Genomic DNA, 22,401 nt, shown 5'->3' with positions numbered 1-22,401 from the left:
CCCCCCGATGGTCGAGGTCCGGGGACCGCCGGCGACGAGCCTCGAGACCGCCCCGCGGAAAAAAGTCCCTCCATGAGGCAACCAAACCGGCGTCTGTCGCGTCAGACCTCCTTGAGACCACCGTCTCGTCCTCAGACACCAGGACCTCGGACAAGGATCGGCATGACGCAGCCCGCCACCCCAGCAGTGACGCAGGACATCACCCTGCACTGCCTCGACGAGCGCGGCGACGTCGCGTTCGTCGCGTCGTTCGGCTACGGGCCCGGCGACCCGTACGCCGTGTGGCTGACCTTCCACCTCCCCGGCGGCGACGTGAGCTGGGCGGTGGCCCGCTCGCTGATCGTCCGGGGGCTCACCGAGCCGGTGGGCGACGGCGACATCCGACTGTGGCCCTCGATCGACGCCGAGGGGCACGCCGTCGTCGTGTTCGACTTTCACTCCCCCAGCGGCAGGCTGCTCACGCACGCCCGCACCGCCGAGCTGCACACGTTCCTGGGTCAGACCCGCACGGTCGTGCCGTTCGGACAGGAGAGCGCCAGCCTGGATCTCGACGGCTTGGTCGACGCCCTGCTCGTGCCCTCAGAGGCCGAGTAGCTCCGGCTCCCGCTGGCGCCAGGTCGCCAGTGCGTCGCGCGTCACCGGACCCGGCGCCTCGAGCTCGACCCCGTCCCACCGGGTCACGCCCTGGACGTCGCGCGTGGTCGACGCCAGGAAGATCTCGCTCGCGGTCGCCACGACCTCCAGCGGCTCGTCGACCTCCCGACCGCCGTACCACTCGAGGATGAGCGCCCGCGTCACCCCCGCCAGGCACCCGCTGGCCAGGGTCGGCGTCCGCAGCTCGCCGTCGACGACGTAGAAGACGTTGGACCCCGTGCCCTCGCACAGGTGGCCCTGGAGGTTGGCGAACACCGCCTCCGTCGCACCGCGGCGCTTGGCCTCGGCCAGCGCGATGACGTTCTCCGCGTAGGACGTGGTCTTGAGTCCCGCGGTCGCGCCCCGCTCGTTGCGCGGCCAGGGCACCGTCGCCACCGTCGTCGTCGGCGCAGCGGGGTCCATGGGCGCCGCGACCACGACGATCGTGGGCGGATGGTCGCCGCGCCCCGACCCCAGCGGCGCCGGCCCGCCCGTCACCGTGATCCGGACCCGGCCCAGTGGCAGATCCTGTCCCTCCACCGTGGCCCGCACCCCACGCCGTACGGCGTCCAGGTCGACCTCCGGCAGTCCCAGCCCGGCCGCGGAGCGCTGGAGGCGCGCCAGGTGCCGCTCGAGGGCGAACGGCAGCCCCTCGACGACCTTGATCGCCTCGAACACCCCGTCCCCCACCGTGAACCCGTGGTCCACGACCGGCACGGCCGGTCCCGTCGGGTCGGGCAGCAGGTCTCCGTCGATCCAAGCGCGCATCCCGCCACTCTAGGAGGCCGGCCACACGCTCCGAAGCAGCCCGCGCGCGACACACGGCGAGGCCGGTTTGGGACCGCCGCGAACCATCGGGTACGGTTCTCACGCACATCAGGTCCGACCGCAAGGTGGGAGCCGATGAGCGTGCGGACATAGCTCAGTTGGTAGAGCGCAACCTTGCCAAGGTTGAGGTCGCGAGTTCGAGTCTCGTTGTCCGCTCGGAGTAGGTCGTTGGAGGCCTGGCCGTCACGGTGGGTTGGCCGAGAGGCGAGGCAACGGACTGCAAATCCGTGTACACGGGTTCAAATCCCGTACCCACCTCCACAACTTCACAGCGGGCGATTGGCGCAGTGGTAGCGCGCTTCCCTGACACGGAAGAGGTCACTGGTTCAAACCCAGTATCGCCCACCAGTTTCACGCTCAAACGGTGGCATTCAGCCGCCCCATGGTGAAGCATGACCCCCCATGAGATGGCTACAGAGATGGCTGACACAGCCATGAGCCGCGCTGAGTACGGCGCCGGGAGCATGTTCCAGCGCTCATCCGACTGGCGATGGATCGGCACCATCGAGGCCGGATACACCGCTTCGGGCGCCCGGCGCAGGCTCACCGTCTCGACCAAGGGATGCACCGGAGGGTGCGCCAAACGCTGCCCGCACGTCGCTGCCATCAAGCGCAAGATGCGCGACAAGAAGGTAGAAGTCGACCGCGAGGGTCACCGCCAGGTCAAGCGCACCACCTCCGTGGCGAAGTGGTCAGAGATGTGGCTCGAGGACATCCAGACCAAGGTGCGACCATCCGCCTACGAGACCGACAGGGCCGCGGTTCGTGCGATCGTCGCGGCCATCGGCGCGGTGAAGCTCGCCGATCTCACCCCCACAGATGTGAAGGCTGTCGCCAAACGCCTGCGAGCGCAGAAGAAGTCGACGTCGACCGCCCTGCGATACCACGGGTCCCTGATTCGGATGCTCAAGGCGGCATCGAGGGAGGGCTACGCGATCCCGCCGAACGTGCTGCTTGCCGACAAGCCCACCAAGGCCGTCAATGACCGCCAGGCGGTGTCGTTCGAGCACTCCATCAAGGCGCTGGAGGTGATCGCCAAGCGCCCGAACGGCTCCCGCTGGGCGCTCGCCTTCCTTCAGGGGCTCCGTCAGGCGGAGGCGCTGGGACTCACCTGGGATCAGGTCGACCTTGACCGGGGCGCGCTGACCATCTCCTGGCAAGTCAAGTCCCTGCGCTACGTCGACCGCGCGGACCCTAGCGCCGGCTTTCAGATGCCAGACGGCTATGAGGCGCGTCACCTCGTCGGCGCCACCCACCTCGTGCGGCCGAAGTCGCAGGCCGGTTGGCGCGTCATCCCGCTCGTGCCGTGGGCCACGAGCGCGCTGCGGGTCTGGCGCGACCTCGCTCCCCCCCATGAGCTGGTGTGGCCTGGCCGAACTCGGCGGGGGCTCACCTGGCCCCGCAACCCCGCCAGCGACCGCGACGAGTGGGAGGCAATCCAGACCGAGGCCGGGATTGCGCACCCGACCGGGCGCCTCTACGCAGTCCATGAGATCCGCCACGGTACGGCGACGCTGCTTATGGAACTGGGTGTCCCAGAGTCGGTTCGCATCGCCATCATGGGTCACTCGTCCATCGCCGTCACGCGCGGCTACGAGTTCGTGGACATTGAGCAGTCGCGCAAGGCGCTGGAGCAGGTGGCCGAGCGACTTGCGCTCACTCCCCCACGGTGACCTCAGCCATCCGCCGATCCATGTAGCGCTGCTCGTTGCGCCACAGGCTGCCCAGCCGGACCTCCAGCATCCACGGGTCCACCCATAGATCCTCGGCAGCGCGTTCATAGTCGCCATGGTGGTAGGACAGGGTGTCCGCAATGTCCCTCACTGAGGACAGCAGCAGCCGCGACGCCCGGCGATCAACCCGCACCTCTTCATGCAGGACGAAACACCGGGACGTCGGGCCACGTAGGACGTGCTCTACCTCGTGGGTGATCGTGCAACGACGCTCCTCGAACGACAGCCCCTCACGCAAAGTGATCGTGCGGTCGATGAAGTTTGTGTAGCCGTACATGTCGTCCGGCAGGTCGCATGACCAGGCGAGCTTCCACGAAGGCCCCAAGTCGCGCATCCTGCGCCACGCGTGGAATCTGTGTGTCTTCATGCCGGCGGACGCTAGATCGCGGCACCGACAACGGGCTCTTAATCGGACTAGTCCGGCGGCTGCTCTGTCGTGCCGCGCGGCTTGCGCTTCTGGTTGCGGCGCGCGGCTACGTGCATTGAGTCAGTCTTCGGGGGCGGCTTGGGTAGGTCGATGACAGCGGCGCCGCCGGCTCCGTCGTCACCATCTGTATTGGCGGCGGCTTTGACACCGTGACCACCTGCTCTCTTGTCCTCGACGAAGAGCTGAATCACACGGTCGACAGCCTTGCGCTGGTCGTGGTCCATGAGGTCGGCGTCCGCCGGGGGCTCGTAGGTTTCCTCGACCGAGCGCGCGATGCCGATCCATTCATTCAGCCGGATACGTGAGACGCCCAGGACGTCAGCAACCTCGTTTACATTGCGTTGTTCCGGGGTGCCGATGCCGAAGACCATTCGCCGGACAGTCTCGGTGGCTAGCGAGGTTGCCCCCGCGAGCCGCGACACGGACGGCTTGTCGTTGTGCGTGAAGCCCTTCGACTTCATCACCTTGGCCCAGGTCTCGGGCACTTCCTTGCTCACGTCTACGGACTCTCCATGTCGAAGGCCGTTGCTGGCAAACAGCAACGTAGACAAAGGGTAGCCAAATTCCGCCCATGTAGTTACCTGCCGTGCTGGTCAGCAGCCTGCGCGGGGAGACGGGACGTAGACAAACCCGTCTACCTGCTGCTAACGTCTTGTCAGCAGTTAGTAAATGGTCTACGTTGAAGGAGTTGGCGTGATCGCCACCTATTGGAGGCTCGACATGAAGCTCAAGAGCAGGGATGTGCTCCGGCAGTACATGAAGTTCCGGGGCGTCAACGTCCGACAACTGGCCGAGCAGTCAGGGGTCAGCCGCTCGACGGTCGGGCACCTGCACAGCGGCAAACGGAAGGGGTGCCGGCCGGAGGCGGCGACGGCGATCGAAGCCGCGCTTCAGGCACCCCCGGGGCTTCTTTTCGACGCTGTAGTTACTAACGTCTCGCGAGAGGTTGGTGTCCCAGCATGACCACTCCCCTGGCCTACTCGATGTCCGGCGCCGTCGCGGCGAGCGGCATGTCTCGCTCGTCGCTGGAGCGCGCGATCGGCGCTGGCCGCCTCAAGGCGAAGAAGTCCAGTGAGGATGAGGACGGCAATCCGACTGGTAACTGGGTCATCCTCGCGTCCGCGCTTGAGGACTTCCTGAACTCGCTGGCCGACGCATGACCAGCATCTACTTCGCCCGCGTTGGCGAGTACGTGAAGATCGGCTCTGCGAGCTGCGTTCACAAGCGCATGAGGACTGTGCTGAATGGCACGCGCTTGATCTGTCCTGACGACCTGGACCGCACTCTTCCGATCGAGCTTCTACGCCTAGTTCCCAACTGTCGCCGCCGCGACGAGCTGAACATGCACCTCCTTTTCGCGGCCCACTGGGAAGTCGGTGAGTGGTTTCGCTGGTCGCCGACCTTCCGGTTCCAGATGGAGACGATGCGATTCGTCACCCACGCCGAGCGCTTAGTGCTGCTGAGGCAGGCGCGGCGCTCGTTGGGGATCGTGCCCGGCGCTCCGGTCAAGGAGTGGCACTGGGGTCAGCAGGTTCACGAGGTGCTGGCTGAGGCCAAGGCCCGACGCCTCTCGACGTCTCGTGACGACCAGCGACGTGCAGCATGACCCGCGCCCGCCTCACCCTCACCCTCCGCTGGCTCGCCCTGGTCACCCTCCCCCTCGCCGCGTGGGCCTACATCGTCGCGTCGCTCGCAGGCGGTGCGCGATGACCGGGCTGTCGGCGGAGGACAAGGTCACCCTCACCGCGCACTTCTGGGGGTGTTGCATCACCCCTGACGCCTCGCAGTTGACCGACCTAATCGCGCCCGCCGTCGAGCAGCTCATCGCCCGCCACCTCGAGGCGTTCAAGGCCGAGGCGGTCGCAGCGATCGAGGCGCGCATGGGTCGGGACGCGGACTACGACGACGGGATGGAAGACGCCGCCCACATCGTCCGCTACCTCACCCCATAGCCCCCCGCCGCCGACCTGTGGGCAGCGCGTCGGCGGCGGGGTCGCAAGACAGAAAGCGCGAGGCCCGCACCACCACCAGCAGCACGGGCCTCGCAACGGACTTCAATCGAAAGGTTACGGCATGACCACCACCGCCCGACCAACTCCCCTCCACACCCTCGCCGCCCTCATCGGCGGCAACGTGGTCGACTTCGACCGCATCGGCCACCTCCCCCACGGCGGCAAGGTCTACGCATCGTTCACCGGCAAGGTTCGTCTCGACCGTCCTGGGCTGCCGGTGCTCGACCTCGGGATGCAGAGCGACGGGGCCGAGCTGCTCGCGGCTGCGTACTCCGCTGCGGTTGAGGCGGTGGCGTCGTGAGCACCTTCGCCGAACCCGACCTCATCGCCGCCTTCACCGCGACCGAACACAACCTCGGCCGCCGACCCCGCACCGAGACGCCGCTCTCGTTCAGCGACTGCATCAGCGACGGGCTCGACATGGACATGGACGACGGCGAGATCCAGGACGCCGAGAACAGGTACGAGCGCGGATTGGACCGGTGGTTCGAGTGAGCGCCTGGCGTACCGAGACCCACCCCGCCGCAACCCTCACCGACGCCGAGTGGTCATCACTCGACCGTGTCCGCGGCAACGTCCGGGTCGCACGCAACAGCCCGGTCGCCGTTGAGCTGACGGACCTGCGGGCGCTCGTGGCGGCAGTGGAGCGGCTAGAGCGACAGGCGGCGGCGGCATGAACGACTTCCTGACCGTCACCACCGCCATGTGGGAGTCGCCGCTCATCAAGTTCCTCGCCGCCATTGGGCTGCTGCTGCTCGGCATCCAACTCTGCGCACGGTTCGCCGTCTGGTGCCTGACGCAACTCGAGGGCAGTGACGCCGAGTGGGACGACGTGGACTGGTCGGAGGTGCGGCGATGACGTTCTACGACGACGCCGACGTGTCCTGCCCCCGCTGCTCGCTCGACATGGACGCAGCCGACCTCTGTGAGCACGAGGACCCAATGTGCGCGAGGTGCTGCACGGTCGAGAAGCACGAGGACGAGCTGTACGCGGCCTGGCTCTGCCTGGGGTTCACGTCGGAGGCGGTCGCATGACCGCCGTACTGGTCACCGACGCGCCGGCCAACTCTGACGCCTGGCACGCCGCACGCCGACAGGGCATCGGCGCCTCGGAGATCGCTGCCGTCGTGGGCCTGTCGCCGTTCGAGTCGCCGTTCTCGCTGTGGCACCGCAAGAAGGGCAACCTGTCGGGACCCGACCCGTCCAACCCGCTGTTCTACTGGGGCCACGCGCTTGAGCCTCTGGTTGCTGCGAAGTTCGCCGAGGATCACCCCGACTACCGCGCCAAGATGATGGGGACCTACCGCCACTCGCGCAGGCCCTGGCAGTTCGCCAACCTCGACCGCGCCCTAACTCGACGCGACTCCAAGCAGATCATGCCGCTGGAGATCAAGACGACGCGCTACCCGGACGGTTGGGGCAGGTCGGAATCGATGGCACCTGACGCCATCCCGCTGCACGTGCGCTGCCAGGTGTTGCAGCAGATGGACGTGTTCTCTGCGCCCTACGCCTGGGTTGCGGTGCTCATCGGTGGCAACGACTACCGCGAGTACCGCATCGAGTACGACGCCGAGGATGCCGCCGCACTCCGCGAGGCGGGCTCCGCGTTCTGGGACTCGCTACAGACCGACGACGAACCGCCGATCGACGCCAGCTTCGAGACCTACGAAGCGGTGCGCGAACTCCACCCGGAGATCGACCCTGACCTTGACTGCGTGCTCGACCAGCAGATGTGGAACGAGTTCGCCACCACCAAGGCCCAGGCCGACCGCTGGGAGCGAGAGCACCAGAAGGTCAAGTCCCAGATCCTCGCCGCGATGGGCGATGCCCGCCGCGCCCTCGTCAACAACACCCCCGTGCTGCGACGCCAGAAGGCGCGCGGCGGGTCAGTAGCCCTCTACCCCGTGAAGGAATCCGCATGAGCGCCAACAGGCCCGCCTGGGCCAACAGGCCCGCCTGGGCCAGCGAGTACGTGACCTACGAAGACATCGTCAAGTCCTGGGGTTGGCGTGTCGCCAACTTCGAGACGTTCGGCGACTACCAAGGCGACCACCTAGCCCTATTGGAACGCGGTCCCGAAATTGGCCTCATCGTGTTCGGCTACGGATCCTGCTCCGGCTGCGACGAACTGCAGGACATTACGCCCTACCCCACCTATGACGACGACGAGCCAGCCGACTGGTCCCCCGTTATCGACTTCGCCATCCGCCTGCGCGACTCCGTCCACTGGGAGCCCTCTCGTGACGCGCTCCGCGACTGGATTGACGGCGCCCCCCAGAACCACTGGTGGTCATACGACGACGAGATCTCGTCGTGGTTGAACGCGAACCTCGGAACCACTCTGAAAGTCGAGGACTACTGATGTCTCAAATCTCCAAGGCCATCGCCACCCGCTCCGACGCCGCAGACCGCGACCTCGACGCAGCGACCGACTACGCGCGGAAGATCAGCGTCTCCGACCTGCTCCCCGACGCCTACAAGGGCAAGCCCGGCAACGTCCTACTCGCCATCGAGTATGGCCGAAGCGTCGGCATCGACCCCATCACCGCCATGAACATGGTTCACACCATCAAGGGCAAGCCGACCGCCTCCGCGCAGCTCGTGGGCGCCCTGGTCCGCCGCGCCGGTCACCGCCTCCGCGTCTCCTGGGATGGCACTACCGCCGTCGCTGAGATCACCCGTGCCGACGACGCCGACTTCACCTTCCGCAGCGAGTGGACGATGGCCCGCGCGCAGGCTGCTGGACTGTCGTCGAACCCCAACTACAAGAACCACCTGCCGGCCATGCTCAAGGCCCGCGCTATCACCGAGGTTTCGCGCGACGCCTGCCCCGAAGCGCTCGCCGGTATCGCCTACGTCGCCGACGAGGTGGGCGGCTCTGTCGAGGTGGTCGCTGAGCAGACCATGACGCCCGAGCTGCATGTCGACGACGACGGTCAGGTCCACACCGCCGAACTCGTTGACGACGACGCCGACTACCTCGCAGCGATGAACGCCGAGTCCGCGTCATGACCGCCGAGCACACCGCCTGCACCCCGGGCACCTGCCGCGCGACCGACCACCACCGCGCAGTGACGTGCGGTGCCGGCGGTGACGCGCAGGCCCTGGCAGCAGTCGAGGCCGTCGCGCGGGTCGAGGCGCTGGCTGACGAGTACGACCGGCATGAGAACTGGCGGACCTGGCGCATCGGATCCAGCATCCGCGCCGCGCTCCGACCAGAAGGCGGCGACCAGTGAACATCCGCGACCTCATGCAGCCACTCCCACTACCGCCACGACCAAGCCGCTGGGCACAACTCCTCCACCGCCGCCGCTGCAACGACCGGGTGCGCATCAGCCCATCCGTGCGGGCGTGCTCAGTGTGCGGGGATATGCGGGGTGTGTGGTGAGCACCGCCACCCAAGGCCGAGCCCGCGAGCACAAGGTCCGCGACCACATGGCCGACGCCGGCTGGCACTTCATCATGCGAGCCGCCGCGTCAAAGGGGCCCGCCGACCTCCTGCTCGCCCACCCGGAACACGGCGCCGCGCTCGTCCAGGTCGGCACCACCAGCAAGAGCCTCGGACCCGCAGACCGCATCCGATTCCTCACCGCAGCCGACCTCTGCGGCGCGCTGCCCATCCTCGCCACCGTCATCCCCGACCCCGGCAAGGCCACCACCATCCGCTACCTGCTCGTCGGTCCTGGGCCAGCGAGCACCTGGGAGGCGTACACGCCATGAACTACGACGGCCCAGCTCTCATGCACATGCGCCGACCAGCCCAGCGCGCCACGATCGAGGTCCCCCGCGAGAAGGACAGCAACCCACGCTCAGCCTGCTACAACGACCCGCGCTTCATCAGCACCGACCGAGCCGACCGCGAAGCTGCCATCGAGATATGCGACGGCTGCTACTTCCGCGCATGCCAGGACGTCATGGCCGACCTCCTGCCCAGTGAGCGCGCCAACCTCAAGGGTGTCTGGGATGGCACCTACTACAGCGAGGCGCAGTCTCGTCGCGGTGTCGCAGGTGGTGTCGCATGAGCCCGGAGGATTCCCGGCATGGCACCGAAGCGGGCCACGAGCAGCACGTCCGCGACGGCGAGGACCCGTGCGCGGCGTGCCATCACGCGAAGATCATCGCGGGTCGCAGACGGACGAAGCGCAAGACGATGGGCTACGTCTACCAGCGCCCGCTTGGCCCCTTGTTCGCCGTCCTGCGCAACCTCATCGACAAGGGCGTCACGAGTAGGGAGATCGAGGCAGCAACCGGCCTAGTGGAATCCCAGGTCTGGCGCGCCATCAACGGTGGCCCCGAGACCGTCGTCTACACCCGCACCTGGCACAAGATTGCGACGATCGACCTCGACAAGATCGTGACGCCCATCGGCATCACTCGCCGAATCCGGGCACTGCGCTGGCAGGGCTACTCGACTGACGCCATTGCAAGGCGCGCCGGCTGCCACGTCGACACGGTGCGTGACGCCCAAGAGGACGTGCGCATGTTCATCGCGTCCAAGGTCCGCGACGGCATCGTGGCCGCCTATGAAGAGATGTCCTTTGAGCCGCCGCGACCCAGGGGGCAGCAGGAGAAGGCTGGGGTCACTCGGTCTCGCAACACTGCGCTTCGTCGAGGCTGGCACTCGCCGATGGCCTGGGACCGAATCGACCTCGACGACGAACCTGGCAGTGGCGCATCGGAGCACGTCTACCAAGCCGCTGAGTTGGTCGCCGAGTGGGACCACCTTCGCAAGTCGGGCGAGTCCATCGAGCAGGCCGCACGTCAGCTCGGCGTCACTGTCGGCGCCATCGAGAAGGCCATTGAACGGACATCGAAGGGAAGTGCCGCGTGATGACCGCCCTCGGCCTCGCCAACTTCACCTACCGACCAGGGGGTGACTTCTAGTGGCGTGGTTTAACGTGGACGACCACTTCCACAGTCACCCCAAGGCGCGTCGAGCAGGCCTCGAGGCGATCGGCTTGTGGACCATCGCCGGGTCACACTGCCGCGCCCACAAGAGCAACGGTTTCGTGCCCGAGTGGCTGGTGCTGTCCTGGCCGCGCGGACGAGCGACCGCCAAGCGACTCGTGTCCGCCGGCCTGTGGCTCCCCGACGTCGAGGAGGGCGAGCCAGGGTGGCGCTTCCACGACTGGCTCGACATCCACAACGACGCCGACGAGCTGGAGCGGCAACGAGAGGCTGCGCGCGAACGTCAGCGCAAGCGTCGCGCCAAGTTGGAGGAACTCAGGAACGGGGCGACGCCATGAGTCACGTGACACGTCACGTGACAAAACGTGACACCGAGCGTGACATGTCACGCGTGACGGTTCACGTGAGTCACGCGACCACCACCACACCCCACCGCATTAAGTCTTTGGTTGCTCTTGTCTGTGGTGTCAGTGGATCAAGTTTCATTCATCTAACGGTGAGTGGGTCGCCCACCAAGCGCCCTGATCACCTCGCTGCCCTGCCGAGCGGGGTGGCATGAATGACGAGATTGCAGCAGATCACTCACAAGCAAGCCATCGCACTCGCCCGCTTCATCGCCGAACTGCGCCCCGACTGGGATGCTCCCGGTGTCGAAGCTGCACTTGGCAGAGCGCGCACCCTGGCACCCGCCCACGACGTCGCCATCGCCGCGATCAAGGCCGCGAGCATCCAGCACAACCAGACGCCCGCGATCATCGCGCTCGAGGGTCCTCACTGGCGCGGCTCTGAGCACACGCCGCGTCACGAGGAGCCCGAGCGTCACGAGCGGTGCTCTGTGTGCCAGAAGCGTCAGGCCGCGTGTGAGTCGCAGCGGCTGGCTGGTGATGACCACAGCTTCCGCCCCGACGTGCGATCCGAGCGGCCGACTGTCGACGTCACCGCCACAGTCGCCGGACTCAGGACGCTGCTCGAGCCCACCGCAACACCGCCCGCACCCGAACCACTGCCGGCGATCGAAGACCGCAACCCGGCGGCTGTCGCAGTACGTGAAGCCGTGACCGCGCACGACGAGAGGACCGACTGATGACCGCGCACACCCGAACGACCCTCGGTTGCCGCTGGTGTGGCGAGCCGGAGCGGAACTGCCCGAACGTCGAGGGCGAGTGCTGCTGCCTGCCTTGCTATGAGCACGGACACGCGCCCACTAAAGACCGCAATCCGGCGGCGGTCGCAGCACGCGCACAACTCGCCACCACGACTGAGGAGACCGCATGAGCACCGAACTGCATATCGAACTGGCCGCCCGGATGCCGTGGCTGAGCGCCGAGCCTGACTCAATGTGGGTGGCGTCCGGCAAGTCCCCACATGGCTCATTCACTGACTGCCTGGTCCGCGCACTACCCCCGATGGTCACTGGCAGTGAGACGCCGGTCTTCGAGGTACTCATCTACGCGCAACTCGGCTACTGCGTCCCAGCGAGCAGCGTCACCACCGCCAAAGAGCTGCTGCTCGTGATGGCCGACGACCCACGGACCGCCTACTACGTCGATGACCAGCCGACCCTGGACGCACACCTCAAGGCCGAGCGATGAGCGCACAACTCGGCCGTGAGCCCGAGCACATGCCCGAGGCCGCACCCATCACCGAGCGCCAGGAGGCGACCGCATGACCGACCTGACTGCCGCGATTGACGCCTTCCTCAATAAGTACCCCGACAACACACCACTGACCTGGCAGCGACGACGCAAGCCGAACGCGCTCGACGTGATGGTTGCCGACCTGCTCGCCGCCGCCGACCGCACAACCACCAACCCCACAGCCGTCGCGGCGCCCAAGAAGAAGGCCCAGCCTGAGGAGAGCGAATGAATCCCAACGAGTGTGGCGGCTGTCAGAACATCGGCTCCCACCGCCGCCACTGCCCGCGCCATCCCGACTACCACCCGTACCGCCTGCTCGCCGACCGCGCCGAAAGCATCGGGGACAGCATCGGCGTCCCCGAGTTGGCGAACCTGGCGTGGGCTCTGGCGGGTGCGATCCGCGAGGCGATCCCCGATCACCCATACCGCCCCCGAGCCACCACCCCCACCCCGGCGGCCGACGAGAACGGGGCGGGCGCGTGAGTGGGCTCAGTGTCGGCCAGGAGGTCTGGCGGCACGACGTCAACCAAGACCGACTCGGCGGCCCGCGGCGCGTGATCGTGACGAAGGTGGGTCGCAAGCTGGTCACGATCGAGGACAAGGGTCGGCCCGAGGTCTTCCGTGTCGACACTGGCCGCGCGAACGACGCCTACGGTCACGGCTGGCTGTGCACCGACGAGCAACATGCCGAGCACGAAGCCAGGTCGGCAGTGATGGATCGCCTGCACGCGCTCAAGATTCGGTTCGACATGGGTGGCTACGACCGGCGCTACTCAGTCGAGACGCTTGCCGCCGTTGCGGACATCCTCGAGGACGCGCCCACCGCCGAGGCCGACCGATGACCCGCCCGCCAACAACCGGCCCCCACGAGTGCAAGGCGTGCGGCGCGTTGCCGTACAGCGCGCACGAGGCCGGCTGCGCGAGGGTGGCGGACTCGTGAGCGGGGCGACGTTCGCCGCACTGGCTGAGGAGATTGTCCGCGACCGGATGCGCCACTACGGCTACACCGAGGAGCGACTGGCGGCAGCAGAGAACATCGACCACCAGGACGAGGGCTGCACCTACGAGGGGTTTGTCGGCTGGACCTGTGTTGACGAGGACGACCAGCCCATCCATCCAGACCGCGACGAGTTGGAACGCGCCGCCGAGTTCGTCGTCTGGATCTTCGAGCACCCGACCGCCGCCAGAGCCCTAGCCGCCCTGACTGACCCCGAGACCGAGACCGACCGAAGCGAGGACGCATGAGCCACGACAACGCGCCCACATGGCACGAGAATGCCCACCCCACGCCGGAGCAGCTGGCCGACTATCTGGCCGCCATCTCTCGCGAGAAGCGCATCGAGGTAGCCGAGGTGCTGCTCGACGCGATGGACCGGGCCGACAGGTGTTTCCTCGCGGACCATGAGGGCCGACTTGCCGCCATCAAGGCCGAGATGGCCGCCGCTACCCAGGACTCCGCATGACCACCGCAGGCGGCACGCTGGGCGAGGTGCTGGCTGAGGTTCTGCGCGGCATCGACCAGACCGAGGCGGATGGCTCCGGGGGATGGTGGGAGGTATCGACCGGAGCGGGCTTCGGGGCCGAGCGACTGGCCGCGACTGAGGCCGCCGTGCTCGCGTGGATTGCGGAGCGGCTGGATGGGGCGCGGGATGAGGTGGCGGCCGACGTCGCCTCCACTTTTGGCGGATGGCATGACCCAGACCCAGAGCAGGACGGCGACGACTGGACACCTGAGGCCGACGCCGCGCTGACCGCCGTCCGCACCGCGCTGGGGATCGAGGCGCCATGACGATCGACTGTGCAGGCCGCCACCAGTGCGAACCGAGTTGGTATCCGACCGAGATGACTGACCGATGGACCTGCCCCAACTGTGGGGCCGCACATGAACCCCTCTCGGTCGCGGACATGCGACTTCCCGCAAGCGCCCGCCGCTTCGTGAAGCCGGGCCAGTTGGGGTGGGTGCGCCGACCAGTAGGACACAACGAGACGCCTGCGGGCGAAGGGGGATCACGATGAGTGAGCATGAGCGACCAGAGATCCAGGCCGGTCCAGTCGTCAAGGTGGCCCGAGACCTGACGGAGATCGTCAAGCTCGCGACCATGCTCGACGACCAAGCCGAGCACAAGGCGAACAGTCCCGACCACCTCCCTGGCGGTCGCGCATTGGCGTCCATCGCCCCGGTCGCCAACCTCGAGTCCTGGGAGCACCAGTACGAGGGCTACGAGGCGCACAACGCCCGAGTCGCCAATGGTGAGCCCGGCCATCACGTCGACCTGAGCCACATCGAGGACGAGGACGACACTTGGGAGCCGCCGCTGCAAACCCTGTGCTTCTGGTCCGAGCAGTGGCGCCAGATCCACGAAGCCGAGTACGGCGCCCGGGTGACCATCGAGTCCGAGGCCGCATTCATCCGATGGGCGCTCAACTGGGCCTGGGACAACGAGATCCACTGGGATGACTTCGCCGCCGACATCCGCAAGACGCGAGTGCGCATCGAGGAAGTCCTGTACGCCGGCGCCCGGGTCGAGCGCACCCGCGTGCCCTGCACTCGTGAAGCGTGCGAGAAGAGGCCTCGACTCATCAAGCTCTACGGCACCACCGTCGCTGAGGATGGCTACAAGTGCCCGGGCTGCAAGAGCCGCTATGACCAGCAGGAGTTCGCACGCGCGAAGTTGGCGCACCTCACCAGCGAAGGCGCGGAGCGACACGTCAAGATGCAGGACGCGCGCGACGCGATCGACCGGCCTGGCCGCACGTGGCGCAAGTGGATTCGGCTCTGGTACGTCCGCTCCTACCGCGACTCGCGCACCGGGCAGGTGTGGGTCTGGTGGCCGGACGTGCGCGAGATGGACATCGTCACGAAGCGAAAATCCAAGAGTGCGTGACACGAACTACATGCGTGTGGTTTAATGTCTGTGCCGGGGTTGGCTTAATTGCCGACCCTGCACATAGATCGCCACCGTCCTCCGGGACTGGTGGCGTTTTCTATCTCGGGACCGCCTCGGTAGCAGGGGCTACGGCTACGAGCAGCTACCGCAACCCCGCCCACTGCGGACGACGGGTGCGCAACCACCGCAGTGGGATTCGGGGGTGACTCGCATGACGGCAACGATCACGATCACGCGCGCTGGCGACGAGGACGAGTCGGTCCTGGTCGACGCAACCTGCACTGAGGGCGAGAGTCTGACGCTGGCCGAAGCGCTCGGACTGATCGAGCTGGCGAAGGCGACGCTGATCGGGCAGGCGCAGTGACCACACCGCAGACCTCGGCGAATGAGGAGGCTCTAGTGAACCTCGACTACAGCTACCCCCAGGGTGTGCCGACGTCCGCCGCCTGCCGCCACTGCATGCGCGCGAGGATCGTCCACAACGGCGCCCTCCTGTGCCGGATCTGCGATGGCGACGCCGACAAGCAGGGCGGCCTGTGAGCCATGACTACGCAGGTCGCGACCACCACTGACGACGTCACGCGCGACGACGTCATTGAGGCGCTCGGCTACCTGAACAAGTCCGCCATGCAACTCGCTCGCTGCGGCTACACGAGCACCAGGACCCCGCGCTACTCGTTCCTCCACGCCAGCATCAACGACCTGCTCGACGAGCTGGACGCCAGGGCGTGAGTCTCGTGACCGGCGACAATGCCCCCTGGGATCGCGATGGCTGGACCCTTCCGCCTCGCTGCTGCGGCACGTTCGCTGCGGACCCGCACTCGTGTGAGGTGTGCGGGAACGCGGTGCTGAGTGTGCCGGACTCGATTGTGCTCGGCGAGAACTAGCACCGCATTGAGGACGGATACAGACAGCGCGCCCATCAGCGCCCTGTCTGTATCCGCACCACCACAGACTCCGCGACCATCCGCACGGGTGGCCGCGGGCGCCACGTCTCGGACCCACCCCGCCGCAAGGCGCGTCCCCGGAGGTTCCTCCGTGTCTGCACTCGCACAGAAGATCGCCACCACTCCGCTCCCATCTGAGCGCGTGCGTCGCGGCCCAGCCAACGCATGCTTCCCGCTCTACGGCGCCGGCGACCTAGAAGACCTAGGGGAGATCGAGCGCCTACGCGAATCGCTCACGTGGCGCGAAGTGCAATCCCACATCGACGGGCTGCTCGACATCGCCAAGCCACTGCCGCTGGAGAAGTTCCGGTATCACTGGCGCCGCCGCTGCTTCTGCTGGCCCGAGGATCTGCGCCGATGAGCGACCTCGCGGACAAGTTGCGCAAGGTCGGCACCATTGAGCGCGAACACCTGGCGAACAAGGGCACGTTCACCATCGAGTCCGATGGCGGCAAGTTCGAGGACGTCACCCTCGATGCCCCAGTGGTTGACTCCGACTTCTCGCGCGTCTTCCGCATCTTCCAGCAGGACCCTGACGAGTTCGAGATCGTAGACGACACAGTCCGCATGTCCACCTGGCAGCAGTCTGCGCGTGCCAAGGATGGCCACCGCGACCTGATCCAGCTCTACTCCTACTCGGCCCGCTTCCAACGCAAGCCCAAGCAGCGGCTCTCCGACGAGGAGATCGCCGAGCGTCGCAAGGCTGTTGCGAAGTGGAAGTTGCCAAGCAAGAAGGCTCGGCAGACGCCACCGAACGAGCCGTTCCACATCCAGCACCGGACGCCTGTCGCAGCGGTCGTCAACCTCGCCGACATCCAAGGCGGCAAGTCCGAGGGTGGCGGAGTTGCAGCAACCCAGCAGCGGCTGCTCGACGGGCTCGAGAATGTTGACCGCTGGCTCAGTCGTATGACTGGCGACTACAACATCAACGAGATCGTCGTCGTCAACAACGGCGACCCGATGGAGAACTGCGCCGGCAACTACGCCGCCCAACTGTTCACCGTCGAGCTCAACACCCGCCAGCAAATGAACTTCGTTTTGGATATTTGGGAGCAGTACGCCAAGCACCTGTTCCCCCGCTTCGACAAGGCACGGTTCGTGTCGGTGCTCTGCAACCACGGCGAGTTCGGCCGCATGGGTGGCGCCAAGAACCAGACCAGCGACAGCGACAACGCGGGCGGCTTTCTCGCCGAGACGTTGCGCCGCGTGCTCGATCGCCCTGAGTTTGACCACGTGCAGTGGACCATCCCGCACGACGAGATGAACGTCTACACCACCATCGCCGGCATTCCTGTCGCGTTCAACCACGGCCACAAGATCCCCGGCTCCGACGCCAACGGCTTCGAGAAGTGGCTCAATGGCCAGGTTCGCGGCGACGCCAATGCACACGCTGCACGCATCTGGCAGACCGCACACCGCCACCACTTCGCCGCCTGGGATATGGGCTCGTGCTCAGTCTTCCAAGCGCCCAGCCTTGACGGTGGCAGTAAGTGGCTCAAGGACATCACCGGCCGGTACTCACGCTCGGGCATCCTCGCCTACCTCGTTGGAGACCATGCCCCGCTGGGCTGGTCAGACATGGCGTTCTTGTGATGAGCAGGCAACTCGACGACGGCTGCCTGAGCTGCAACGCCAGTGTCGTCCTCTGCGACCTGCTGCAAGACGAGCGCTTCAAGCACACCGCCGCACCGTGCTGCACAACCTGCGCCGAGGTAGGCCACCGCACACCCACAGACAGCCCCCACCCTGAGACCACACCACAGCCACGGACAGCCACGCGCGAGTCATATAGGCCAACGGGTCCAGCGAGTCGGGGCGCAAGTTCATGACCGTCCGCGTCTGCCTCGAGCCCGGCTGTCCCACACTCACTCGGCGCACACGCTGTGCCGACCACGAGCGGGCGAAGGACAAGGCTCGAGGCACACGGCAAGAGCGCGGCTATGGCGCTGACCATGAGGCGAGGCGTGCTGAGTGGGCGCCGATCGTGGCACAAGGTGGCGTGCAGTGCTGGCGCTGCCGTGAGGTGCTGGACCCCGCGCTTCCTTGGCACCTCGGGCATGACGACCACGACCGGACCAAGTACCGCGGCCCCGAGTGTGTGCCGTGCAACACCGCTACGGCTGGGCGGAGTGCATAGTCATGCAGCCCAGCGCATAGGGGTGGGGGGTGACCCCCATTGACCGCGCCAAACAGGACCGCGGGGAAGGCATCTCGCAGTCCAGACCCCTGAACTTTCGTACCAACCCTTGTTTGACTGCATAACCATGCATGGCCGCGATGGCCCTGCGGACGGCGCGATGCCGGAAGGAAGATGCTCATGTCGAATGCACCCGAGTCGCTCGCCTCCGGTGGGCGCAGTCTGTGGGACGCGATCAGCGACGCGCATGAACTTGACGCGACGCAGCTCGTCCAACTCGAGGAAGCCTGCCGAGCCAAGGACCGCTGCGACTTTCTCGACGGTCGACTCCGCGAGGAGATGGACTCGACGGTTCTCAAGGACGCGAACGCTACGGCGAATCTGCTCAAGCAGCTCCTCGCAGCCCTTCGCCTTCCTGACGCCCAGACGGGCAAGAGGCCACAGTTCCGCGGCCCCCGCGGCGCCGTGAAGCCGCAGGTCCCGGGCGGCAAGGTCTCCAGCCTCGACAGGGCGCGAGCCGCCAAGAGCTCCTGATGCCCTGGGCTGGCCCATTGTTCGAGGGCCATGTCTGCTCACTGGGCTACGAGATGCTCGACTGGTATCACGCCTACGAGTGTCACGGTCCTGGCGACGTGCAGGGCGAGCCACTGGACTACGACGACGAGATGCGCGACTTCGTCATCGAGGTCTACCGCATTGACCCCGAGACTGGCCGCCGCGTCTACGACGAGGGTGTGCTGTCCCGCGCAAAGGGCCGCGCCAAGTCTGAGACCGCCGGCCACATCGGCATCGGCGAGGCGTTCGGCCCTGTCCGCTTCGATGGCTGGGATGCTGATGGCCAGCCGGTCGGACGCCCAGTTACCTCCCCACTGCTCAAGTGCCTCGCTACCGAGGAGTCGCAGGCGGGCAACACGTTCGAGAACATCGCCTTCATCGCCGGCGAGTGGGGTCCCGACGTCCACCCCGAGATCTACGGCGGCGTCTCCGGCATTCGTCAGTACCAGTCCGCCACCGCTCTCTATCTGCCCCACGGGGGCGAGATCCGCGCCTGTACCGCAGGCTCCGCGTCCAAGGATGGCGGCAAAGAGACTTGGGTCTGTGCGGACGAGTCGCACCTGTACGTCCTGCGCGAACTCAAGAACATGTACGCCACCGTTCGGCGCAACCTGGGCAAGCGGAAGATCGCCGAGCCGTGGATGCTCCAGACATCTACCGCCTACCGCCCCGGCGAGCAATCCATCTTCGAGGAGACGCTGACCTCGTGGCGCAAGGGCGAACTCTCCCCCACCGTCCTGGTCGACCACCGCGAGGCCAAGGGCAAGATTGACCTCGACGACGAGGCGCACACCATGCGCCAACTCAATCAGGTCTACGGCGCCGCGGCTGGCTGGATGGACCTCGACCGGATCTACCGCGAGATGCGTGACCCGCGCTCGTGCCCTGACGTCGAGACCGCCGCCCGCTACTTCCTCAACCGGCCCATGAGCGGTCAGGACGCCTGGATCGCCAAGGATGTCCACGAGCGCCAGACCCGCCCCGAGATCGTCGAGCCCGGCACGCCTATCGCGATCGGCTTTGACGGGTCCCTCAACGACGACAGCACGGTGCTCCGCGGCTGTCGCATGTCGGATGGCTACCTGTTCAAGATCGGCGTCTGGGCCAAGCCTGACGGCCCGCAGGGCATCGGCTGGGAGGTCCCGCGCCGTGAGGTGCTGGCGGCCTTCCGCGCCGCGTTCGCCAACTACGACGTGACTCGCGCCTACTGCGACCCCCACGAGTGGCGCTCGGACATCGACATGCTGGCTGACGAACTCGGAACCGAGCGCGTCATCCCGTGGACCACTGGTCGGCACGTCGCAATGGGCGCCGCGCTGGATCGCCTCCACACGGGCCTCATGGTCGGCGAGATCTTCCATGACGCCGACCTGGTGGCTGCTGAGCACTACGGCAACGCCTACGTAGCCAAGCGCGGCCAGATCCGTCTGGTCCGCAAGGAGCACCCCAACTCGGGTCGAAAGATCGACTCCGTGGTGGGCGACGCACTCGCCCTAGAAGCACGATCCGACGCCTTGGCCGCTGGCTGGGGCAAGACAGTTGATACGAGCGTGCTCGTGTTCCGATGACGGGAGGTCGACCGTGGCCCTGAGCCTCGATGACGCCCGCCTTGTGAATGATTTGTCGAACCAGTTGACGACCCGCTCTCACATCGATGAGCGGTTCCGTCGCTACTACCAGGGCACGCAGCGTCTCGAGCAGATCGGCTTGGCCGTCCCGCCCGAACTGCGGCGCTTTGAGACGGTCGTGAACTGGCCCCGCCTCGCCTTGGACTCCCTCAATGAGCGCCTGGATGTGAAGTCCTTCATTCTCCCCGGTGAGGACGTCGCAGACGCCGGGCTGGCGGAGGCGTGGGCGGCGAACGACCTTGACTCCGAGGCTCCGAAGCTGCACATCGACACCCTCATCTACGGCCGCGGCTTCGTCTGTGCCGGCACCAATGACGAGGACTCCGAGCGCCCGCTACTGACGGTCGAGTCGCCGCGCGAGCTGATGGTCGAGATGGATCACCGGACCCGCCGCGTGAATCGCGCCTTCCGTGTTTACGGCCAGGACGAGACGGACCTTCAGCCCAAGTACGCCACCATCTACCAGCCCGACCTGACCCGCTGGCTGGTCCGCGATCAGGGCCGCTGGGTCGAGTACGACCGCGACGAGCACAACCTTGGCCGCGTCCCGGTGGTGCCGTTCTTCAATCGCCTCCTGACGGGCGACTGGCTGGGTGAGTCGGAGATGACCGACATCATCCCCCTGACGGACGCAGCGGCTCGCTCGCTGACCAACCTCCAGTTGGCCGGCGAGACTCACGCGGTGCCCCAGAAGTACGTGCTGGGCGCCACTAAGGGCGATTTCGTGGACCCGACGACCAACGAGGTCATCCCAGCTTGGGAGTCCTACATGTCGGCCTTCCTGGCGATGGGCAACGAGAAGGCCACGGTTGGCCAACTCCAAGGCACGTCGCTCTCAAACTTCCACGACACGGTCAACCACTACGCCCGTCTCGTGGCTGCGATCACGGGCCTGCCGCCGCACTTCCTCGGCTTCTCCAGCGAGAACCCCGCCTCGGCTGACGCGATCCGCTCGAGCGAGTCTCGTCTGGTCAAGCGTGCGGAACTCAAGCAGCGCCAGTACGGCGACTCGTGGGGCCGCGTGATGAGCCTCTACTTGCGCCTGCGTGACGGGGACTGGCCTGATGGGCGACAGATCCGTACCGAGTGGTACGACGCCTCCACCCCCACCGTCGCGGCGCGCACCGATGCCGTCGTGAAGTTGATGTCGACCGACATCATCAGCCGCGAGGGCGCCTGGGACGAGCTCGGCTGGTCCGAGGCTCGCAAGGCGCGGGAGCGCGGCTACTTCGAGCGCCAGGCCCTCGACCCCGTGACCCGCGCGATCGTTGACGGCCTTGGCGACGAAGCCCCCCCGCTCGGCGCGTAGGAACTACGCCCTTTCGGCGCTCATCTCGCGCCGCGCGGTCACTGAGGCCCGCAAGGTGCGGGCTAAGGGCTCAGCGGCGGTCGCAAGCGTTGTGGCGGCACATCAGATCGCCAATGCCCAGACATCACAGACCGCCGTGGCCGAGATGCTTGCCGAGCAGGAGATCGACTCCATTGCGGAGGCGCTCCTGAATCTGGCCTCGTTCACCACAGCCCCTGACGACCTGGACCGAATGGTCGCGGACATCGAGACGGACATGGAGTTCGACCGTCTGGTCGCCTCCATCGTCACCGACGCTGCCCGCGCCGCCGAGTCTGTTGCCACCGCCATCCGGCCGAACATCTACCACGTCCGCTTCTTGTCGCCGCCGAGCTGCGCACGCTGCGTCATCCTCGCCGGCAGGGTCTACCGCTGGTCTGACGGCTTCCAACGCCACCCCGGCTGCGACTGCTCGATGATCCCCACGACGGTCGCTAGCCCGCTTGTGCAGGACGTGGACGCGCTGGTCGCCAACGGCCAGGTGCGCGGGCTCTCTAAGGCGGATCTGCAAGCGCTGCGAGATGGCGCCGACCTGAGCCAGGTCGTGAACGTCCGCGGAAAGAAGGCGGGACTGCTCGAGGCCGGTCACGCGCTCACCCGCGGCGGGCGCCCCACTCCCGCCGGCATCTACCGCCTGGCCGGTGACGACCGAGACGAAGCGCTGCGCCTGCTCGCTCGCTACGGCTTCATCACCCCCTGATTCTTCCCGACGACGCGAGG

Annotated in this window: 40 protein-coding genes and 3 tRNA genes; 40 read left to right on the top strand and 3 right to left on the bottom strand. The window is 66.8% G+C overall.

What is annotated here, in order from left to right; all coding sequences use genetic code 11:
* Positions 1-162: 162 nt before the first annotated feature.
* On the top strand, positions 163-594 hold the full coding sequence (locus LRP67_RS16485; RefSeq protein ID WP_231271253.1) for an SsgA family sporulation/cell division regulator: 432 nt from the start codon (positions 163-165) through the stop codon (positions 592-594).
* Here the strand turns inward: LRP67_RS16485 and LRP67_RS16480 are convergent.
* Positions 580-1,401: an aminotransferase class IV gene (locus tag LRP67_RS16480; RefSeq protein ID WP_231271252.1), complete on the bottom strand. Its 822-nt coding sequence runs from the start codon at positions 1,399-1,401 to the stop codon at positions 580-582. The two genes, LRP67_RS16485 and LRP67_RS16480, sit on opposite strands and share 15 nt — an antisense overlap.
* A gap of 143 nt (positions 1,402-1,544) precedes the next feature.
* Between LRP67_RS16480 and LRP67_RS16475 the strand changes: the two genes are divergently transcribed.
* The 4 genes from LRP67_RS16475 (at position 1,545) to LRP67_RS16460 (ending at position 3,134) form a co-directional block, all read left to right on the top strand.
* Positions 1,545-1,617, top strand: a tRNA-Gly gene (locus LRP67_RS16475).
* Positions 1,618-1,648: 31 nt separating this feature from the next.
* Positions 1,649-1,722: transfer RNA gene (locus LRP67_RS16470), tRNA-Cys, on the top strand.
* Positions 1,723-1,734: 12 nt separating this feature from the next.
* Positions 1,735-1,809 (top strand) — tRNA-Val (locus LRP67_RS16465).
* Positions 1,810-1,880: 71 nt separating this feature from the next.
* Entirely contained in the window at positions 1,881-3,134 is a 1,254-nt protein-coding gene (locus tag LRP67_RS16460) for a tyrosine-type recombinase/integrase (RefSeq protein WP_231271251.1), read from the top strand.
* On the opposite strand, the gene LRP67_RS16455 is transcribed toward LRP67_RS16460, so the two are convergent.
* Together LRP67_RS16455 and LRP67_RS16450 are read right to left on the bottom strand one after the other, a co-directional pair.
* Positions 3,118-3,561, bottom strand: coding sequence for a hypothetical protein (locus LRP67_RS16455; protein WP_231271250.1), 444 nt, complete (start codon positions 3,559-3,561; stop codon positions 3,118-3,120). The genes LRP67_RS16460 and LRP67_RS16455 overlap by 17 nt on opposite strands.
* A 47-nt stretch (positions 3,562-3,608) precedes the next feature.
* Positions 3,609-4,118 (bottom strand): hypothetical protein, encoded by a 510-nt coding sequence (locus LRP67_RS16450; protein WP_231271249.1) that lies wholly within the window; start codon positions 4,116-4,118, stop codon positions 3,609-3,611.
* Positions 4,119-4,314: 196 nt separating this feature from the next.
* On the opposite strand from LRP67_RS16450, the gene LRP67_RS16445 reads away from it, so the two are divergent.
* The 35 genes from LRP67_RS16445 to LRP67_RS16280 all read left to right on the top strand — a co-directional run bounded on the left by LRP67_RS16445 (position 4,315) and on the right by LRP67_RS16280 (position 22,381).
* Positions 4,315-4,584, top strand: a complete 270-nt coding sequence (locus LRP67_RS16445) for a helix-turn-helix transcriptional regulator (protein ID WP_231271248.1) — start codon at positions 4,315-4,317, stop codon at positions 4,582-4,584.
* On the top strand, positions 4,581-4,781 hold the full coding sequence (locus LRP67_RS16440) for a hypothetical protein (protein ID WP_231271247.1): 201 nt from the start codon (positions 4,581-4,583) through the stop codon (positions 4,779-4,781). Before LRP67_RS16445 ends, LRP67_RS16440 begins: the two co-directional genes overlap by 4 nt.
* The gene (locus LRP67_RS16435; RefSeq protein WP_231271246.1) at positions 4,778-5,227 is read left to right on the top strand and encodes a GIY-YIG nuclease family protein; all 450 of its coding nucleotides are present in this window, start codon (positions 4,778-4,780) and stop codon (positions 5,225-5,227) included. Before LRP67_RS16440 ends, LRP67_RS16435 begins: the two co-directional genes overlap by 4 nt.
* Positions 5,228-5,327: 100 nt before the next feature.
* A complete protein-coding gene (locus LRP67_RS16430; protein WP_231271245.1) occupies positions 5,328-5,573 on the top strand; it encodes a hypothetical protein in 246 nt (81 codons plus the stop codon).
* Between the two features lie 121 nt (positions 5,574-5,694).
* On the top strand, positions 5,695-5,934 hold the full coding sequence (locus LRP67_RS16425) for a hypothetical protein (protein ID WP_231271244.1): 240 nt from the start codon (positions 5,695-5,697) through the stop codon (positions 5,932-5,934).
* A complete protein-coding gene (locus LRP67_RS16420; protein ID WP_231271243.1) occupies positions 5,931-6,128 on the top strand; it encodes a hypothetical protein in 198 nt (65 codons plus the stop codon). The genes LRP67_RS16425 and LRP67_RS16420 overlap by 4 nt, the downstream gene beginning before the upstream one ends.
* Before the next feature lie 178 nt (positions 6,129-6,306).
* Positions 6,307-6,492: a hypothetical protein gene (locus tag LRP67_RS16415; protein ID WP_231271242.1), complete on the top strand. Its 186-nt coding sequence runs from the start codon at positions 6,307-6,309 to the stop codon at positions 6,490-6,492.
* Positions 6,489-6,668: a hypothetical protein gene (locus tag LRP67_RS16410; protein WP_231271241.1), complete on the top strand. Its 180-nt coding sequence runs from the start codon at positions 6,489-6,491 to the stop codon at positions 6,666-6,668. Before LRP67_RS16415 ends, LRP67_RS16410 begins: the two co-directional genes overlap by 4 nt.
* Positions 6,665-7,555 carry a YqaJ viral recombinase family protein gene (locus tag LRP67_RS16405; RefSeq protein ID WP_231271240.1) on the top strand — a complete coding sequence of 297 codons (891 nt, stop codon included), beginning with the start codon at positions 6,665-6,667 and terminating at the stop codon, positions 7,553-7,555. The genes LRP67_RS16410 and LRP67_RS16405 overlap by 4 nt, the downstream gene beginning before the upstream one ends.
* On the top strand, positions 7,552-7,995 hold the full coding sequence (locus LRP67_RS16400; RefSeq protein WP_231271239.1) for a hypothetical protein: 444 nt from the start codon (positions 7,552-7,554) through the stop codon (positions 7,993-7,995). Before LRP67_RS16405 ends, LRP67_RS16400 begins: the two co-directional genes overlap by 4 nt.
* Complete coding sequence (locus LRP67_RS16395) at positions 7,995-8,645, top strand: hypothetical protein (protein WP_231271238.1); 651 nt, start codon at positions 7,995-7,997, stop codon at positions 8,643-8,645. Before LRP67_RS16400 ends, LRP67_RS16395 begins: the two co-directional genes overlap by 1 nt.
* Positions 8,642-8,869, top strand: a complete 228-nt coding sequence (locus tag LRP67_RS16390; RefSeq protein WP_231271237.1) for a hypothetical protein — start codon at positions 8,642-8,644, stop codon at positions 8,867-8,869. Before LRP67_RS16395 ends, LRP67_RS16390 begins: the two co-directional genes overlap by 4 nt.
* 148 nt (positions 8,870-9,017) lie before the next feature.
* Complete coding sequence (locus tag LRP67_RS16385) at positions 9,018-9,353, top strand: hypothetical protein (protein WP_231271236.1); 336 nt, start codon at positions 9,018-9,020, stop codon at positions 9,351-9,353.
* A complete protein-coding gene (locus LRP67_RS16380) occupies positions 9,350-9,655 on the top strand; it encodes a hypothetical protein (RefSeq protein ID WP_231271235.1) in 306 nt (101 codons plus the stop codon). Before LRP67_RS16385 ends, LRP67_RS16380 begins: the two co-directional genes overlap by 4 nt.
* Positions 9,652-10,464 (top strand): hypothetical protein, encoded by an 813-nt coding sequence (locus LRP67_RS16375; protein ID WP_231271234.1) that lies wholly within the window; start codon positions 9,652-9,654, stop codon positions 10,462-10,464. Before LRP67_RS16380 ends, LRP67_RS16375 begins: the two co-directional genes overlap by 4 nt.
* Before the next feature lie 67 nt (positions 10,465-10,531).
* Complete coding sequence (locus LRP67_RS16370; protein WP_231271233.1) at positions 10,532-10,879, top strand: hypothetical protein; 348 nt, start codon at positions 10,532-10,534, stop codon at positions 10,877-10,879.
* A gap of 230 nt (positions 10,880-11,109) precedes the next feature.
* Positions 11,110-11,625: a hypothetical protein gene (locus LRP67_RS16365; protein WP_231271232.1), complete on the top strand. Its 516-nt coding sequence runs from the start codon at positions 11,110-11,112 to the stop codon at positions 11,623-11,625.
* A gap of 187 nt (positions 11,626-11,812) precedes the next feature.
* Positions 11,813-12,133, top strand: coding sequence for a hypothetical protein (locus LRP67_RS16360; RefSeq protein WP_231271231.1), 321 nt, complete (start codon positions 11,813-11,815; stop codon positions 12,131-12,133).
* A 73-nt stretch (positions 12,134-12,206) separates the two neighbouring features.
* Positions 12,207-12,407 carry a hypothetical protein gene (locus tag LRP67_RS16355; protein WP_231271230.1) on the top strand — a complete coding sequence of 67 codons (201 nt, stop codon included), beginning with the start codon at positions 12,207-12,209 and terminating at the stop codon, positions 12,405-12,407.
* The gene (locus LRP67_RS16350) at positions 12,404-12,661 is read left to right on the top strand and encodes a hypothetical protein (RefSeq protein ID WP_231271229.1); all 258 of its coding nucleotides are present in this window, start codon (positions 12,404-12,406) and stop codon (positions 12,659-12,661) included. Before LRP67_RS16355 ends, LRP67_RS16350 begins: the two co-directional genes overlap by 4 nt.
* Before the next feature lie 86 nt (positions 12,662-12,747).
* Positions 12,748-13,020 carry a hypothetical protein gene (locus LRP67_RS16345; RefSeq protein WP_231271228.1) on the top strand — a complete coding sequence of 91 codons (273 nt, stop codon included), beginning with the start codon at positions 12,748-12,750 and terminating at the stop codon, positions 13,018-13,020.
* A gap of 94 nt (positions 13,021-13,114) precedes the next feature.
* Complete coding sequence (locus LRP67_RS16340; protein ID WP_231271227.1) at positions 13,115-13,423, top strand: hypothetical protein; 309 nt, start codon at positions 13,115-13,117, stop codon at positions 13,421-13,423.
* Positions 13,420-13,641 carry a hypothetical protein gene (locus tag LRP67_RS16335; RefSeq protein ID WP_231271226.1) on the top strand — a complete coding sequence of 74 codons (222 nt, stop codon included), beginning with the start codon at positions 13,420-13,422 and terminating at the stop codon, positions 13,639-13,641. The genes LRP67_RS16340 and LRP67_RS16335 overlap by 4 nt, the downstream gene beginning before the upstream one ends.
* Positions 13,638-13,967, top strand: a complete 330-nt coding sequence (locus tag LRP67_RS16330; RefSeq protein ID WP_231271225.1) for a hypothetical protein — start codon at positions 13,638-13,640, stop codon at positions 13,965-13,967. Before LRP67_RS16335 ends, LRP67_RS16330 begins: the two co-directional genes overlap by 4 nt.
* A 223-nt stretch (positions 13,968-14,190) precedes the next feature.
* Complete coding sequence (locus tag LRP67_RS16325; protein ID WP_231271224.1) at positions 14,191-15,063, top strand: hypothetical protein; 873 nt, start codon at positions 14,191-14,193, stop codon at positions 15,061-15,063.
* Between the two features lie 214 nt (positions 15,064-15,277).
* On the top strand, positions 15,278-15,430 hold the full coding sequence (locus tag LRP67_RS16320) for a hypothetical protein (protein ID WP_231271223.1): 153 nt from the start codon (positions 15,278-15,280) through the stop codon (positions 15,428-15,430).
* A gap of 35 nt (positions 15,431-15,465) precedes the next feature.
* Positions 15,466-15,606: a hypothetical protein gene (locus LRP67_RS16315; RefSeq protein WP_231271222.1), complete on the top strand. Its 141-nt coding sequence runs from the start codon at positions 15,466-15,468 to the stop codon at positions 15,604-15,606.
* 3 nt (positions 15,607-15,609) lie between these two features.
* Positions 15,610-15,798 (top strand): hypothetical protein, encoded by a 189-nt coding sequence (locus LRP67_RS16310; RefSeq protein WP_231271221.1) that lies wholly within the window; start codon positions 15,610-15,612, stop codon positions 15,796-15,798.
* 306 nt (positions 15,799-16,104) lie between these two features.
* Positions 16,105-16,374, top strand: coding sequence for a hypothetical protein (locus tag LRP67_RS16305; RefSeq protein WP_231271220.1), 270 nt, complete (start codon positions 16,105-16,107; stop codon positions 16,372-16,374).
* Positions 16,371-17,606: a hypothetical protein gene (locus LRP67_RS16300; protein ID WP_231271219.1), complete on the top strand. Its 1,236-nt coding sequence runs from the start codon at positions 16,371-16,373 to the stop codon at positions 17,604-17,606. Before LRP67_RS16305 ends, LRP67_RS16300 begins: the two co-directional genes overlap by 4 nt.
* 232 nt (positions 17,607-17,838) lie before the next feature.
* Complete coding sequence (locus tag LRP67_RS22070) at positions 17,839-18,150, top strand: endonuclease domain-containing protein (RefSeq protein ID WP_374107425.1); 312 nt, start codon at positions 17,839-17,841, stop codon at positions 18,148-18,150.
* 180 nt (positions 18,151-18,330) lie between these two features.
* Positions 18,331-18,684: a hypothetical protein gene (locus LRP67_RS16295; protein WP_231271218.1), complete on the top strand. Its 354-nt coding sequence runs from the start codon at positions 18,331-18,333 to the stop codon at positions 18,682-18,684.
* 53 nt (positions 18,685-18,737) lie between these two features.
* A complete protein-coding gene (locus tag LRP67_RS16290) occupies positions 18,738-20,273 on the top strand; it encodes a hypothetical protein (protein WP_231271217.1) in 1,536 nt (511 codons plus the stop codon).
* Between the two features lie 13 nt (positions 20,274-20,286).
* Complete coding sequence (locus tag LRP67_RS16285; RefSeq protein ID WP_231271216.1) at positions 20,287-21,642, top strand: phage portal protein; 1,356 nt, start codon at positions 20,287-20,289, stop codon at positions 21,640-21,642.
* Entirely contained in the window at positions 21,611-22,381 is a 771-nt protein-coding gene (locus LRP67_RS16280) for a hypothetical protein (RefSeq protein WP_231271215.1), read from the top strand. The genes LRP67_RS16285 and LRP67_RS16280 overlap by 32 nt, the downstream gene beginning before the upstream one ends.
* Positions 22,382-22,401 lie beyond the last annotated feature (20 nt).

It is taken from the genome of Nocardioides sp. cx-169, from assembly GCF_021083605.1.
GTDB lineage: Bacteria > Actinomycetota > Actinomycetes > Propionibacteriales > Nocardioidaceae > Nocardioides.
Note: the sequence above shows the minus strand (reverse complement) of the source record. Positions and strands in the feature narration are given on the sequence as shown.